The sequence below is a fragment of the Streptosporangium sp. NPDC050284 genome (assembly GCF_044459525.1).
Classification (GTDB): Bacteria; Actinomycetota; Actinomycetes; order Streptosporangiales; family Streptosporangiaceae; genus Streptosporangium.
The window spans coordinates 95,869-110,296 of sequence record NZ_JBITIZ010000010.1 but is presented as its reverse complement, the minus strand read 5'-3'; the positions used below and the strand labels follow the sequence as shown (position 1 = coordinate 110,296).

The window sequence follows — 14,428 nt, the reverse complement described above, 5'->3', positions numbered from 1 at the left end:
TGCACGGACGTCAGGGGACGCCGACGGACGCCTCTGAGCGGCCGGAACACGCGCAGTTCATGAGGCCTATTTAGCGACTCCCGGTGGTAAAAGAATAAGTAATCAAAACCGCGCCAAGAACGAGGGAGAACAGCGAGAAACCGGCCTGCGGCCCAATCCGAGCGTGTAAGAGAACCGGGCACGACCACATCACCTAGACAGCCATTCCGCTGGAGACACCCGGCCCAGCGGTAGGCCAGCAACGCACGGCACGCTCGCCGGTCATCGTCGCAGCAGACACTCCATTTCTCCTCTCGCTGGCAGTACCACGACTCGCCACCGGCTGTCTTCGGCATGTTCGCGATGCTGCTCGCCCTTCCCGTCCGTCGGCGACGGTTCCCTACTCGGAAAGGAGGCACTACGAAGTCCCTACCACCCACCGCGCAGGCCCAGGAGTGGGGCAGGCGCCAAGCAGCCCGATCCCCCAAGTGGGATCGCGACAAGTGGCGACGCGTCGCCACCGTCTTTGGTGTCGAGATCAGCGACGAGATCTCCGATGCCACCCCGGAGAGCGGCGAGAGGGGTGCCGCATGAGCAACGACCTCTCCTTCTCCTCTGACGTGCTCGCCGCCGTACAACGCGCGGCCATGCCGGACTTCGACCGGTGGCAGCGCATGGTGTACGCCACTGGCGGCTGCGCCCAGCCCGTCCGGCTCCACGGCGAACGCATCACCGTGGACGCCGGAACGGGCGAGGTCCTGGACGTCTACCGAACCGCCGACGAACCCACCGGTTTTCTACTGACCGCATGCTGCAACCGCCGCGCGTCCCGCTGTCCCGCCTGCTCGGCCACCTACAAGGACGACACCTACCATCTGGTCATCTCGGGATTACGCGGCGGTAAGGGCGTCCCCGAGGAGGTGAGTGGGCATCCCCGCGTGTTCGCCACCTTCACCGCCCCATCCTTCGGCGTGGTCCACGCACACCGGTCAGGCGAGAACGGTAAGCCGCTGCTGTGCCGTCCTCGGCGTGATCGTCCAGTATGCGAGCACGGGCGACCGGAAAGCTGCGGCGCACCTCATGACAGCGACGACTCCCAAGCGGGGCAACCACTCTGTGTGGACTGCTACGACTACCGCGGTGCGGTGCTATGGAACGCACACGCGGGCCGGCTCTGGCAGGAGTTCACCAAAACCGTCCCCTCGGCCTTTGCCCGACTGCTCGGAGTCAGCCGTACCGAGCTACGCCGGACACTGCGCCTGTCGTACGCCAAGGTCGCCGAGTACCAGGCCCGTGGCCTGGTCCACTTCCACGCGGTGATCCGCCTCGATGGTCCGGAGGGGCCAACCGATCGGCCTCCGGACTGGGCTACTGTCCCGCTCCTCGATCGCGCGATACGACAGGCCGTTGAGCAGGCCGCCCTCACTGTTCCCGGCGGAGCATCCGCCGGTTCCCCGCCGATCTCGTTGCGTTGGGGAGACCAACTCGACGTACGGCCGGTGTATGTCTCCACCGGCCTGGACGGGGTAAGTGATCAGCGGGTGGCGTCCTACGTGGCCAAGTACGCCACCAAGGGCGCGGAGTCAGCCGGGACGGTGGACCGACCGATCCGCAACATCTGGGACATCACCGGCTTGGATGTCACTGAACACACCCGCCGCATGATCATGACCTGCTTCACTCTTGATGAGCTACCCCAGTACCGAGACATCCCGTTGCGGCAATGGGCTCACATGCTCGGCTACCGGGGGCACTTCTCCACGAAGTCCCGCCACTACTCCACCACCCTCGGCAACCTCCGGCAGGTACGAGCCGACCACCGCGCCGAACAGGCTCGTCTGATTCTCGGCCTACCAGCTTCGGAAGACCATGCAACGGTCACTGTGCAGAACTGGCGCTATGGCGGGAGCGGCCATCGGCACGGCGAACCTCTCTGGGCTGAGCTGGCCCGGCAAGACATCATCACCGCGCGCAAAGTAGCCCGCGAGCAAGACCAAGACGAAACAGCCTGACCATCTGCGTTGCGACAAGCACTAGAACCCAGGCGTCCACGGAGTCAGTTTTCACCCGTCGTCGACAGACTTTTCGCTGACTCGCCAACCCCCTCCGCGGGGCTAATCAACCGACGTCCATGTCCATCGCCTTCCCCTGCCACCGGCGAATACGGCGGATGCGCTTCCAATCAGCTTCAGGATCATGGATGCCCCACCTCACCCGACGCTCGATACGCCTCTGCAAGATCTCACCAGGGGGTGCATCACGGAGCTTCTTCCAGCGCTTCGGCCGCCTGACGTATAGACGCTCTTCGACAGCTCCGCTCGACTGCTCGTCGGCGGCTCCCCGGGCATTCTCTTCGTCACATCTACATCAAACCAGACATTAAGCAATATACACATATAGAATCGTACATTTAGTTGCATTAGGGCATAATTAATCCGATGTCGCGCCGTTGCGATCAAATTGTGATCTTCACAGCGGGACTTTTTTTGTACACAATGAGCAAGTGGATGCAGTCGAAGTCTCACTTGAGGGCGATTTTTCGGACTTTGAAACACTTACCCCTAACGGCTCTAAGGCGCGATTCGGAGTGGCATACCTCAAGACAATATGCAGTCAGGCGGGTGTCGGAATATCAGAAACGCCTGCCGATGAGGACGTTAACGCTGTTGATTGTGCCATTGACTTCGAAGTCGGATCCGTCCGCGTGCAAGTTAAGTGCTCAGCTCAGTTCCGGGTGGACGGCAGGTCGGCCAGTTGGCCAGTGGAGCCAACATGGCGATTAAAATGGGCAAAGTGTGGCGTACCCGTATATCTGGTGCTAGTCATTGTCGGCAACGACGAAGCCCACCATTGGCTAGACCATCTACCTAAGGGAACCATGCAGCACGCCGCAGCATTTTGGGTGAGAGTCAACACACTAAAATCTGACCAGACTCGTATCAATGTCCCGAAGAGTCAACGCTTGACTGCCGCTACTCTGAAAACATGGGAGTCCGACCTCAACGCGTGCTTCGCCTGAACGGATGAGCGCCATGACCCAAGTAACCCTTCCTCGGCTCAGGGAAATCCACCGTTTCTTACGCGACGTAGGCTGGAATGAGATTGGTCAAGGTGACGTCGGTTCTATGTGGATGAAGAATGACCGTAGAGTAGGCGTACCCTCCGAGGAGTACGCGGAGCCGAGTTCAGTCGTAGGAGCATTACAGCGGATCGCCCGCGTAGAAGAACTTAGCCCTGCAGATTTAGTAGATAAAATCCACTATCGCTTGATGGATCGCACTGAACTCAAGGCTGAGGCAGATCGAGACATCGTAGATGCGATACCGCTGCGTGCGGCGAGCACCATGCTAGGGTCCGTACGATTCCTTCTGCGCTCAGCTGCAACGACAGCGATGTTTGAGAGAAGCGAGATCGCAGGAAACTACGCCACGAGGGGCGACGAGGTCGTTAAGCGCGCGCATATGGCTCACACTAAACGAGGCTCATTCATTATCCCAATACTCGTCCCCTTGCCCGATGTAAGCGATATCGAATCACCTCAAGCCCCTATTGAAGGCATTGAGTACCAAGCCCTCCCAGAGCCTTTTGAGAGACGCGTTACTCGAACGTTCGCACAATCACTCAACGCCCTTCAAGAAACAGTGATAGAACCCGCCCGAAATCCTACCCCCGAAATTCTTTACGAGTTAGTCGGCCGTGGGGTGAGTCGCGAATTCTGCTCCCACCTCGGAAAGATACTAAAGGAGCCCAATATAGGTGGGCTCAAAGCATCATTTGAATGGGCTAGCGGCGTGTCGACGTCGGTTAGCATTCCGCGTGAAGTCAGTATCGATGCAGGCGCCGTAAACCTGATTGAGATAACAGCTGAGAGACTCAAGCGTAGCAAAGTAGACTTGAGTCAGACGTTCTCAGGCAATATCGTGGCACTTAGGCACAGCCCAAAGGATCCCGTGGGAGAAGTTGCCGTCGCGACTATTCGCCGCGGACGCCCATGCGAGATCTGGATAACTCTCCCCCTTCGCGATTACGACGATGCGATTTCATGGCATCGTGAAGGGCGAATCATCCTCGCTGAGGGAGTCGTGCGGAGAGGTCCGGATCGACGACTAGAGGTGAGCGAACTGCGCCGTCTTACACCGATAGAGGACATGTATATACCTGGCGTCACCGCTTCCTAGTGGCGCGTCACGCAACCTTGGTGGGATAACTGGTTCACGGATCGGGGAGCTGGCCGCGAAGCTGACCTTGGGCCGGGCGTGCCGGACCCGGCTCAGGCTGCCCTCAGCTCCATCGCCCCGCTGCGACGGGGTCAGCGGCGAAGGTCTCTCACCTCCACTCGAATCACTACGCCTCACGGCGCACCCACGACCTCCGGCACTGCTATGCCACCTGGCTCGTCTCCAGCGGCGTCCCGGTCAACGACGTCGCTGGGCTCATCGGCCACGAGCAGATCTCGACTACGCTCAACCGTTACACGCACGCCTTACGCGACCGCAACACCAGGGCTCGCGCGGCGTTCGCTGACTTTTCGCTGACTCCCGCCCCGAATCAGCTCCCTGGGCCGGACATCCACAAGAGCAATCGGAAGACACCGAGTAGCCGAACAACCCTCTGAACAGCACAAAGGCCTGTCCGATCACCCCGGACGGGCCTTATTGTGTCTCGTGGAGATGAGGGGATTCGAACCCCTGACCCCTTCGATGCGAAGCCAAGTCATCCGGCCTGGGGCCTGGCCTTCGCGCTACTTAAGCTGCGGGGACAGTCCCTCATCGTCCGTGATCGTCCGGCCTCGTCCGTCGCCGTTGTCACCCATTTGGTCACTCAGTTCTCCGCGGGTCTGCCCTCGGTGTACGACAAAGCTCCCGCGCTGAAGCAGAGTGATGGCACGTCCCTCATGACGGGTCATCCGCTCGCGCGTTCGCCCACCGGACCGGAGTAACCGAGTTGCGAGGTCTCCGCCGGGACCACGATGTCGGCGACCTCGACCGGCCGCCCATCGGCGAGATAAGTCCGCTGGATCGTCAGCACGATGGACCCCGGCGAGATGCCGAGGAGCTTGGCCTCTTCTGGAAGAGCGGCGCGTGCGCTGACGTCCTCAACCCAGTCATCGACGATCACCCCGATCTCGGCCATCCGGTGCGTCACCCCGTGACCGGCCAGCGGTCCGTCTTCCGGCATCGCCACGATCGTGCCTCTGGTCAACTGCAACGGCTCGTAGGAATCCGACAGCATCCAGACCTGACCAGCGGCCCGGAAGACGTACCGGGTGTGCATGACGTCATCGCGGTCGTCCTCGGGCTCGTCGAGAGCGAGCCGGGCACGCACTTCCGGCGACGCGCGCACCGTGGCGGACTCGTAGTCCCAGCTTCCGGCCATCGCCTGCTCAAGCATGCTGGCGGCGAACGGTGAACCGGCCTTCCGCTCTCGGTGCCAGGAGCGGGGAATCCTCCGGACCGGTGGCCGCTCCCTCACGAAGGTCCCCGCACCGGGGCGGGAGATGACATGCCCTTCCTGGGCGAGCTGGCGGATCGCCTCACGGATGACGCCCTCGGCTACGCCGTGCTCGGCGGCCAGGTCCTGGCGCGCGGGCAGGCGGGTTCCGGCAGGTAGTTCGCCGGTGACGATTTGCCGCCGTATGAGCGCGACGAGCTGAAGGTACCTGGGCTGATCCACTCCACCAGGTTGACATCCGGATATCCGGCTTGCAAGCTGGACATCCGACTAGCGAGCCGGATAGCCGGATCGCTCTTCTCCTGGTGGTGATCATGTCGACCTACTCACAGGATTACGCGCCGTTGCCCGGCAGCGTCGACGCAGCCGTACAGCACGCTCGCACCATCGCCAAGCAGCACCAGCCTGACCGCATCGATGACGCCGAACAGGTGGTGCGCGCCATGGTCTCCGACTCCCTCACCCGAACCGAACAGGGCAGCGCCATCCGCCTCGTCACGACCATCGCCCCGAACTGCATCCGCTTCGAGGTTCGTGACCCAAATACGCCGAAGCCGGGTACCCCCAAACCCTCGGACGTATGGCAGCTGGTGTCCGCGCTCGCTGACCGGTACGGATCTCGCAGCACCCGAGACGACCACATGTCGTGGGCCGAGCTGTACGTCCGACAGGTGGCACCCGTATGACCCTCGTGCTACCTGACCCGAGTCTGCCGATCGACGACGCCGAGTGGCTAAAGATCCTCACCGAAGCCTTTCCCACCTGGAGCTTCTGGCACAGTCCCACCGGCTACTGGAGAGGCACCCACCACCAAGAGCTGACCGAGGAGCAAGCCGCTCCAGAGTCCCCGTTCCGACGCACCGTGGAGGCCGAGACCGCGCGGGAGCTGGCAACCGAGCTCGCCAGGCAGGAGATCCTTCGGGGAGCCTCGGCATGAGCTCCGATTTCGGCACGCCTCACGCGGTCTGCGACCACTGCGACTACGACCTTGAGCGGAAGTCCGCACTGGACGGGATCGTCTACCTGAACTGGCGCCTGGATCCGAAGCTCGATCGAGTCGCCTGCACGGCCAGCCCAAGCAAGAGACACGCACCCCGCCATAAGACGTCCATGAGCACTCGCCGAGGGGACAGCGAGCTTCCGTAATCCCCCGGCTGCCGGTGCTTATTGAAGCGGCGGCGGTCGGGCCAGACCCCCGCGGGCGGGTGCGCGCAGGCGCTCACTCGTGGGGTCCGTGGTCCCGCTCCGACCTGGAGGGGAGAGCCATCCCGAAGAGTGGGACGGCATGGGGCGGGACCACCCACCTCGTCCGGCAGGCAGCGCACCCCCTTGCACCGCCGGACCCCGGGCCCTCGTCCGCCTTCCCCAGTCAAGCGAGGGCCCACCCGTACACCGACGGGCGCGTTACCCGTCCCGCCCTCGCCCTCTCCCCGTGAGACGAGGGCTTCTCTCGTTCATTCGGAGACCAGATGCTTCCTCGCATGTCCGTTTTGGACCGCCTCCGCTTGCGCCTCCGCCGAATGAAGATCCGCTTACGTCTCCACAGAGCCAGGCGGGCCGATGCGGCCATTGATGAGTTGTTGCAGGAGATCAGCCGAGATCCGGCGAAGGCCATGGAGGCGTTACGAAAGCGCTTCCCACACGCCGACGACACCTGACGTAGAAGAAGCCTCCCCCAGCGGAAAGTAGGGGCCGCCTTATCCCTCTGTTGTACACACAGTCTTCAGGCAGGCGGCCAGCCCCGTCATCCGATGGCAAGGGGACCCGTACCGCAGGGCCGCCAGGCCTGAGGAACGGAAGCCCCGCGGCAGCTACTGATCGAACATGCTTCATGTGTGGTCTGGAGCAAACCGTTGTCGCGGGTGTGACCGATTCCGGTTAAGTAACAGAGGCTGCAATAGGCGATGACATGGGCTACAGATGGCGCTATGGCGGGGAAACGTGCGCTTGGGCTTGGCATCGCATTGGCACTCATGGGAGGTGCTGCGGCCGCGCTGGCGGAAGGAAAGCCGCTAGCGGCGGTGCTGGGGGCTGCTGCAGGTGCGGCATTGGGGGCATTTGCTCCTATGGTTTATGAGGCATGGCGAGCTGGATCTCACGCGCGAGAGGGCGCGGAGTTCGCAGCAAGGCTGATAAGCAGGGATGAAGGGCCAGCGAGTTTGCTCGCTGCGGATCGCAAGGTAGTCCGCTTCCTTGGGCGGCAGGCAGAGTTAGCCACACTAGAAGCATGGTGTGCCGATATTACCGAAACGCAAGTACGCTTAATCATCGGCCCAGGCGGAGTGGGAAAAACCCGATTGATGCTGGAGCTGGAATCTCGCCTAGACATGCAAAAGTGGGGTGTGCTTCACGTTAGAGATGGGCAGGAAACGACAGCACTAGAGCGCTTTCGTGAGGCCTCCAAGGGATGGGTCCTGCTAGTGGTGGACTACGCCGAGACTCGTACTGGGTTGGAAACGTTGCTGTCGTCGGTAGTAGCCGATGACGGAGCAGGTGTGCGGTTACTGCTTCTGGCCCGCAGTGCGGGTGAGTGGTGGGATCGCTTGAGTGCCGGCGAACGACCAGTTAGACAGATGCATGCCAGTGCGACAGTGGAGCAGATGCTCCTGTCTCCCCTACTGGGGGCAGAATTAATTGATATAGATCTAGTGAATGCCGCAGTGACGGACTTCGCTAGGGCGCGAGATGTAGTGCCTGTGCCCAAAATTGTGTTCGAAGAGATGAGCGGGCAAGCACGAGTTCTTGATCTGCATGCGTCTGCTTTGGTGGGTGTTCTGGAGGCAGAACAACGGCCAGGGACCGAGACCGTCCACGTTGATCTTGCTGGGGTACTTGAAGACCTCCTGGGGCATGAAGCTCGGTTTTGGCACGGTAGTGCGAAGGCGGCGGGGATATGTGATGGACCTAAAGGCCTGACAGTGAAGGTGCTCGGACAGATTGTGGCCGCAGCAACACTGCTAGGGGCACGTGATCGCGCCGAGGCGGCGGAACTGCTAGGCAGGATTCCTGGTGTTCCGCAGACCGAGAAGATCCTTTCCTGGCTGCATGGACTTTATCCTGCTGACGATGGACAGAGTTGGTTAGGGAGTCTGCGGCCGGACCGGTTGGCGGAACTGCACATCACTCGCCAGTTTGACGCATCAGAAGAGTTAGCTTCCTCGTGCCTAACTAATTTAAGCGAAACCCAGGCGCGTCACGCCTTAATAACACTAGGGCGAGCGTCGATCGATTATAAATCTGCCGAACGTCTGCTAGAGCGAATTGTGCCGTTGATTTCTCACGTGGCGTCTGACCTTGATGCGCCGCGCGAGACGTTGATAGCAATATCGAACGCAATCCCCTATCCCTCACTATCGCTAGCCGAAGCAGACTCGATTATTGCACACAAGATTCTTGAGAGTTTTCCTAAAGAGGAATGCAGCGCAGAACGCATTCGTTGGATGAGGCGTGTTGCCATGATTACGGTCGTGCTCGGCCGTCCAGATAAAACTCTGTCTATGAGCATGGAGGCAGTGGCAATCTGTCTAAGGTTGGCCACGCGCTCCCCTGACCGTTACCTTCCAGATCTTGCCGCCTCCCTGTCTGTTTTGGATGACCATTACGCAAGACTGGGTCGCCCCACTGACGCACTTCCCATCGCTGAAGAAGCCGTCGCTATCCGTCGTAAATTGGTTAAGGTCTACCCAGACCGCTACCGACCTGACCTCGCTGGCTCTCTGTCCAACCTCGGCGTTCGCTATGCAGAATTGAACAATTTATTCGAAGCGCTGCGTATTACTGAGGAAGCTGTCGCCATCTACCGTGACCTAGCTGAAGCCTACCCCGACCGCTACCGCCCCGACCTCGCCCGCAGTCTGTCCAATCTCAGCATAATATTCTCGAATCTTGGCCGCCTTAACAATGTCCTCGCAGCTATTGAGGAAGCTACCGCCATCTACCGCGGGCTGTCCGAGACTTCCCCTGACCCTTACCGACCCGACTTCGCCCGCTGCCTGTCCAACCTTGGTATGCATTATGCAGAGCTTGGCCGCTCAGTCGACTCTATCCCTGTGGCTGAAGAAGCAGTTGCTATCCGACGTGAGTTAGTTGAGATCTACCCCGACCGCTACCGACCCGACCTCGCGGCATCCTTGACAAACCTCGGTATGCACTACGCGGAACTTGGCCGTCGCGCTGACGCCCTCTCTGTAGTTGAAGAAGCCGTCGCTATACATCGCGAGCTAGCCGCACGCTACCCTGATCGCCACCGGTCGGACCTCGCTGCATCCCTATCGAATCTTGGCCTGGCACTCTCAGAGCAGGGCCGTCCCTCTGATGCCTTTCTCGCTGCCGAAGAAGCCACTTCCATCTACCGCGAGTTGGCTAGTGCCTACCCCGAGCGTTATCAGCCTGACCTTGCCCGTTCCTTAATGAATTTCGGTATCCGCTATTCGGCACTTGGCCGCATTAAAGACGCGCTTCATATTCTTGAAGAAGCTACTGCCATCTATCGCAATTTGGTCGAGATCTATCCCGATCAACACCGGTACAGTCTCGCTCGCTGCTTGACAAATCTAGGTCTGGCGCATTCGGAAATAGGACACTACGTCGACTCCCTTAATGCGGCCGAAGAAGCCACCGCCATCTATCGTAAGCTAGTTGAGGCCCACCCTGAGTCATACCGCATCGACCTTGCCCATTCCCTAACCAATCTAGGCAGTCATTATGCGAGATTGAATCGCTTTATTGATGCTCTTTGCGCTACCGAAGAAGGCCTTAAAATATATCGTGAAATGGATGAGATATTCCCTGGCTCCTACCGTTCTGACCTCGCTCGTTCTTTGTCCAACATAAGCGGCCGATACCGAGAACTGAACCGCCCTACTGATGCCCTAGCTGCCGAGTTAGAAGCCGTCGAAATCCGTCGCAACCTTGCCGCACTTTATCCAGAGCGCTTTCGCCCCGAACTCGCTAATTCCCTATCTAATGTAGGTGTCCACCTTTCAGAGCAAGACCGCATCGATGATGCTCTCACCAATGCCGAAGAAGCCGTCACTATATATCGCGAACTGTCGATCAAATTTCCCGATCGCTATCATCCTGATCTGGCGCTCTCCCTCTCAAATCTCTGCACATACCTTTCAGATCTAGATCGTATCGACGAAGCCTACCCCGTCATTGAAGAAGCTGTTGCCATATATCGCGAGTTGACCGCAAAATACCCCAATCGTTTCCGATCTAGCCTATCTGAAGCCCTAAATAATCTAGCAATCGTCCTTTCGCGAATAGGGCGACAAGAAGATGTCTCAGCCGTGGAAATTGAAGTGCGGATGCTTCGCAGCAACGACAGGAGCAATCACGAGCAATAAAGCGCGTGGGTGGCGCGGGCCGCGACCGGCCGAAGAGCCGCAGCGCGGCCAGCGACCGCCCGACGCGCGCAGGCCGCCGCAGGCGGGCTGCCTTGACCCTGTAGTGATACTTGTCGCCGAAAACAGCTCTGGCCCAAGATCGACACCGGATGCACCGGGTGATCAAGGGCCAGGATCTGGCTAAATCCGCAGGTCTACGCCTCGCCGGAGGTCAGACCCACCGGACAAGCGACGCCCGTCCCGCCGATCCCGCAGTAGCCGTTTTTGTTGCGGTGGAGGTACTGCTGGTGATACTCCTCGGCAAGGTAGTAGGCACCCGCCGGGGCGATCTCGGTGGTGATGGGGCCGTAGCCCGACTCGGTGAGCACCTGCTGGTAGGCGTCACGCGAGGTGAGAGCCGACTTCTCCTGCTCGGGGGAGTTGAAGTAGATCGCCGAGCGATACTGCGTGCCGACGTCGTTGCCCTGGCGCATGCCCTGGGTGGGGTTGTGCGCCTCCCAGAAGACGCGCAGCAGCTCCTCGTACGACACCTTGGAGGGGTCGAAGACGACGCGGACGAGCTCGGTGTGACCGGTCTGGCCGCTGCAGACCTCCTCGTACGTGGGGTTCTGGGTGTAGCCACCCGCGTATCCGACCGAGGTGGAGATCACGCCCGGGGTCTGCCAGAAGATGCGCTCGGCGCCCCAGAAACAGCCGAGGCCGAAGTCTGCGATCTCGCTTCCCTCGGGGTACGGCGGGGCGAGCGGAGAGTCGAGGACAGCGTGGCGGCCGGGCGCCATGATCGGTGTGGGGCGGCCCGGGAGCGCGTTCTCCGGGGACACCATCGTCGTCTTGTCCTTGCCGAACAACCAGCCCATTGTGAACCTCCTCCTGACACGTTCTCACCAGGAGGCAACCATGGGCCGCCCCTCCGTGTTCCCGTAAGGATCTCTTAACAGAGAGAAAAGCACTACTAAATTGTGTTAAATAAAGTAAGGGGCGAAGATGGGCTACATGCCTGAAACACGCCGGGGAGTCCTGTACGGCATCGCCGCCTACAGCATGTGGGGACTGTTCCCGCTGTACTGGCCGCTCCTGAAGCCCTCCACCGCCCTGGAGATCCTCGCTCACCGTATCGCGTGGTCCCTCGTCGCCGTGGTCGCCATCCTGGCGGTACGACGCCACTGGTCCTGGTTCCGCGCACTCCTGCGCACTCCGCGGAAGCTCGGCCTCCTCGTCCTGGCGGCGGCGATCATCACGGTCAACTGGGGCCTCTACATCTACGCCGTCAACAGCGGCAACGTGGTCGAAGGAGCTCTCGGCTACTTCATCAACCCGCTGGTCAGCGTGCTCTTCGGAGTGTTCCTGCTGAAGGAGCGGCTGCGAAGGTGGCAGTGGGTCGCGGTGGGACTGGGCACGGTGGCGGTGGTCATCCTCGCCTTTGACTACGGACGTCCGCCGTGGATCGCGCTCGTGCTGGCCGCCAGCTTCGGCACGTACGGGCTGGTAAAGAAGACCGCCGGGGTGGGCGCGGCGGAGAGCATGACGGTCGAGACGCTGGTGCTGCTGCTACCCGCGCTGGGCTACCTGGTCTATCTGGAACAGCAGGGGACGAACACGTTCGGCAACGTGGGAGCGGGCCACGCGTTGCTGCTGGCCGGGGCGGGTGTGGTCACCGCCGTCCCGCTGCTCTGCTTCACCGCCTCCGCGATCCGGATACCGCTCACCACGATCGGCCTGCTGCAGTACATCGCCCCGCTGCTGCAGTTCCTGTGCGGCGTGTTCGTCATGCGGGAGGTCATGCCGCCCAGTCGCTGGCTGGGGTTCTGTGTCATCTGGCTGGCACTGGCGGTCTTCACCTGGGACAGCCTCAGAACGGCCGCCCGGTCCCGCCGAACGGCCGCGAAATCCGTCCCGGTACGAGAGACCGGGAACGTGGAAACGGTGACCGGGGACGGTCAGGAGCCGCGTACGGCGAGGACGAGAGGGCTGAGCTCCGGGTCGATGTCGGCCTGTTCCAGGGCCGCGGCGAGGGAGCGCTCGTAGGTGGGCGTGGCCCCCGCCAGGCGGGTGCGCCCCTCATCGGTGATCACCGAGTAGACGCCTCGACGGTCGTCCGAGCAGAGGTCGCGCCGGGTCATCCCGGCCCCTTCGAGGCGGGCGACGAGACGGGTCACCGAGCTCTGGTTGAGTCCCACCGCCTCGGCGAGCTCCTGCATGCGCATGCAGCCGCTAGGAGCGGTGGCGAGCCGTCCCAGTGCGCGGTACTCCGACAGGCCGAGGCCGTGCCCGCGCTGGAGTGCCTTGGTCAACTCCGCCTCCACGCGAGCGTGTAAGAGGGCGAAACGGTCCCATGACATGGTGATTCCTCCCAGGGTGTTCCATCGGCAGGAGTCTACATGCACGTACATTATTTGCTTTTATCTGCAAGTAATATCGTGGAAAAGACACGAAAAACAGGCTTGGCCGAGCCGGCCGGTGATCATGCCCGCGACAGCCGGCCCGAACGTTTCACGACGTGGTCGCGCGGGTCAGGTGACCGGCCCCCGGCGGGGTCAGGGCCGGGCGAACAACTCCCCGACGTGGTCAGGACCAGGCAGAACGGCTCCCCGGCACGTGCCGGGCGACGGGACCCGGCCCGACCCACACGATGGGCCGGGCGTCAGCCGGACCGCTCCACCACGTAGTCGCACAGTGCCAGGTAGGCGGCGCGGGCCGGGATGTCGGGAAGGCCGGCGAGCGCCTCGCGGGCACGGTCGGCCCAGGCGAGCAGCTCGGCGCGGGCACGCTCCATGGCGGGGTCGGCGCGGAGCAGGCGCAGGGCCTCCTCGATGTCCTCCTCCGCCACCGGACCGGCCAGCAGCTCGCGTAGGCGGGCGTTCTCGGGAGCGTCCGAGGCGAGGACGTAGAGCACCGGAAGGGTCTTGATGCCCTCGCGCAGGTCGGTTCCTGGCGTCTTGCCCGACTCGCCCGTCTCGGCGGCGACGTCGAGCAGGTCGTCGCCGAGCTGCCAGGCGACCCCGATCGCCTCGCAGGCCCGGGTCACACGCTCGATGATCTCGGGCGGGGCACCGCTGAGCATCGCGCCCAACCGGCCGCCGGTGGCCACCAGCGAGCCGGTCTTGTCGGCCAGCACCCCGATGTAGTGGGCCACCGGGTCGTCACCGGGGCGCGGGCCGATGGTCTCGCGAATCTGGCCGCGCACCAGGCGGGAGAACGTCTGGGCCTGGATCCTGATGATGTCGGAGCCGAGGTCCGCGAGGATCTCCGACGCCTGGGCGAACAGGTAGTCGCCGGTCAGGATGGCCACGGTGTTGTTCCAGCGGGCGTTCGCCGAGGCGGAGCCCCTGCGGACCGAGGCCTCGTCCATCACGTCGTCGTGATAGAGCGTCGCCAGGTGGGTCAGCTCGATCACCACGGCCCCCGGCACCACGCCCTCGGACTCCGGTGAGCCGAACTGGGCGGCGAGCAGGACCAGCATCGCCCGGAACCTCTTACCGCCGGCCTCGATGAGGTGCTTGGACGCCTCCGTGACGAAGGCGTCCTCACTCTGCACCGAGGACCGCAGCAGCTTCTCGACCTCCGCCAGTCCGGTAGCGAGGTCCTGCGCCAGCCGTTCGTCGACAAGAGGGAGATCAACAACCGGTGGCGCAGCCATGAAACGTTACTCC

12 protein-coding genes and 1 pseudogene are annotated in these 14,428 nt (G+C 62.0%); 9 read left to right on the top strand and 4 right to left on the bottom strand.

Annotated features, from left to right (window positions below; genetic code table 11):
- The first annotated feature begins 569 nt into the window (after positions 1 to 569).
- The 4 genes and pseudogenes from ACIBH4_RS23510 to ACIBH4_RS23495 all read left to right on the top strand — a co-directional run.
- Positions 570 to 1,991, top strand: coding sequence for a replication initiator (locus ACIBH4_RS23510; protein WP_362764792.1), 1,422 nt, complete (start codon positions 570 to 572; stop codon positions 1,989 to 1,991).
- Between the two features lie 491 nt (positions 1,992 to 2,482).
- Complete coding sequence (locus ACIBH4_RS23505) at positions 2,483 to 2,998, top strand: DUF4365 domain-containing protein (RefSeq protein WP_362764789.1); 516 nt, start codon at positions 2,483 to 2,485, stop codon at positions 2,996 to 2,998.
- 250 nt (positions 2,999 to 3,248) lie between these two features.
- Positions 3,249 to 4,157, top strand: coding sequence for a hypothetical protein (locus tag ACIBH4_RS23500; protein WP_362764786.1), 909 nt, complete (start codon positions 3,249 to 3,251; stop codon positions 4,155 to 4,157).
- Between the two features lie 170 nt (positions 4,158 to 4,327).
- Positions 4,328 to 4,594: pseudogene (locus tag ACIBH4_RS23495) on the top strand (tyrosine-type recombinase/integrase); the annotation flags it as partial.
- A 287-nt stretch (positions 4,595 to 4,881) separates the two neighbouring features.
- On the opposite strand, the gene ACIBH4_RS23490 reads toward ACIBH4_RS23495, so the two are convergent.
- Entirely contained in the window at positions 4,882 to 5,652 is a 771-nt protein-coding gene (locus tag ACIBH4_RS23490; RefSeq protein ID WP_362764783.1) for a GntR family transcriptional regulator, read from the bottom strand.
- A gap of 92 nt (positions 5,653 to 5,744) precedes the next feature.
- On the opposite strand from ACIBH4_RS23490, the gene ACIBH4_RS23485 reads away from it, so the two are divergent.
- From ACIBH4_RS23485 to ACIBH4_RS23470, 4 genes are all read left to right on the top strand, one after another.
- Positions 5,745 to 6,116: a hypothetical protein gene (locus ACIBH4_RS23485; protein WP_362764780.1), complete on the top strand. Its 372-nt coding sequence runs from the start codon at positions 5,745 to 5,747 to the stop codon at positions 6,114 to 6,116.
- The gene (locus ACIBH4_RS23480; protein ID WP_362764777.1) at positions 6,113 to 6,367 is read left to right on the top strand and encodes a hypothetical protein; all 255 of its coding nucleotides are present in this window, start codon (positions 6,113 to 6,115) and stop codon (positions 6,365 to 6,367) included. The genes ACIBH4_RS23485 and ACIBH4_RS23480 overlap by 4 nt, the downstream gene beginning before the upstream one ends.
- Positions 6,364 to 6,576: a hypothetical protein gene (locus ACIBH4_RS23475; RefSeq protein ID WP_362764774.1), complete on the top strand. Its 213-nt coding sequence runs from the start codon at positions 6,364 to 6,366 to the stop codon at positions 6,574 to 6,576. The genes ACIBH4_RS23480 and ACIBH4_RS23475 overlap by 4 nt, the downstream gene beginning before the upstream one ends.
- 782 nt (positions 6,577 to 7,358) lie before the next feature.
- Positions 7,359 to 10,778 (top strand): tetratricopeptide repeat protein, encoded by a 3,420-nt coding sequence (locus ACIBH4_RS23470; protein WP_362764771.1) that lies wholly within the window; start codon positions 7,359 to 7,361, stop codon positions 10,776 to 10,778.
- A 194-nt stretch (positions 10,779 to 10,972) separates the two neighbouring features.
- Here the strand turns inward: ACIBH4_RS23470 and msrA are convergent, their stop codons facing one another.
- Entirely contained in the window at positions 10,973 to 11,635 is a 663-nt protein-coding gene (gene msrA / locus ACIBH4_RS23465) for a peptide-methionine (S)-S-oxide reductase MsrA (RefSeq protein ID WP_362764768.1), read from the bottom strand.
- A 136-nt stretch (positions 11,636 to 11,771) separates the two neighbouring features.
- On the opposite strand from msrA, the gene rarD reads away from it, so the two are divergent.
- Entirely contained in the window at positions 11,772 to 12,803 is a 1,032-nt protein-coding gene (gene rarD, locus ACIBH4_RS23460) for an EamA family transporter RarD (protein WP_362515276.1), read from the top strand.
- Here rarD and ACIBH4_RS23455 read toward each other — a convergent pair.
- Both ACIBH4_RS23455 and ACIBH4_RS23450 read right to left on the bottom strand, forming a co-directional pair.
- Positions 12,716 to 13,069, bottom strand: a complete 354-nt coding sequence (locus tag ACIBH4_RS23455; RefSeq protein ID WP_362764765.1) for a MarR family transcriptional regulator — start codon at positions 13,067 to 13,069, stop codon at positions 12,716 to 12,718. The genes rarD and ACIBH4_RS23455 overlap by 88 nt on opposite strands.
- 350 nt (positions 13,070 to 13,419) lie before the next feature.
- Positions 13,420 to 14,415: a polyprenyl synthetase family protein gene (locus ACIBH4_RS23450; RefSeq protein ID WP_362515282.1), complete on the bottom strand. Its 996-nt coding sequence runs from the start codon at positions 14,413 to 14,415 to the stop codon at positions 13,420 to 13,422.
- Positions 14,416 to 14,428: the final 13 nt, after the last annotated feature.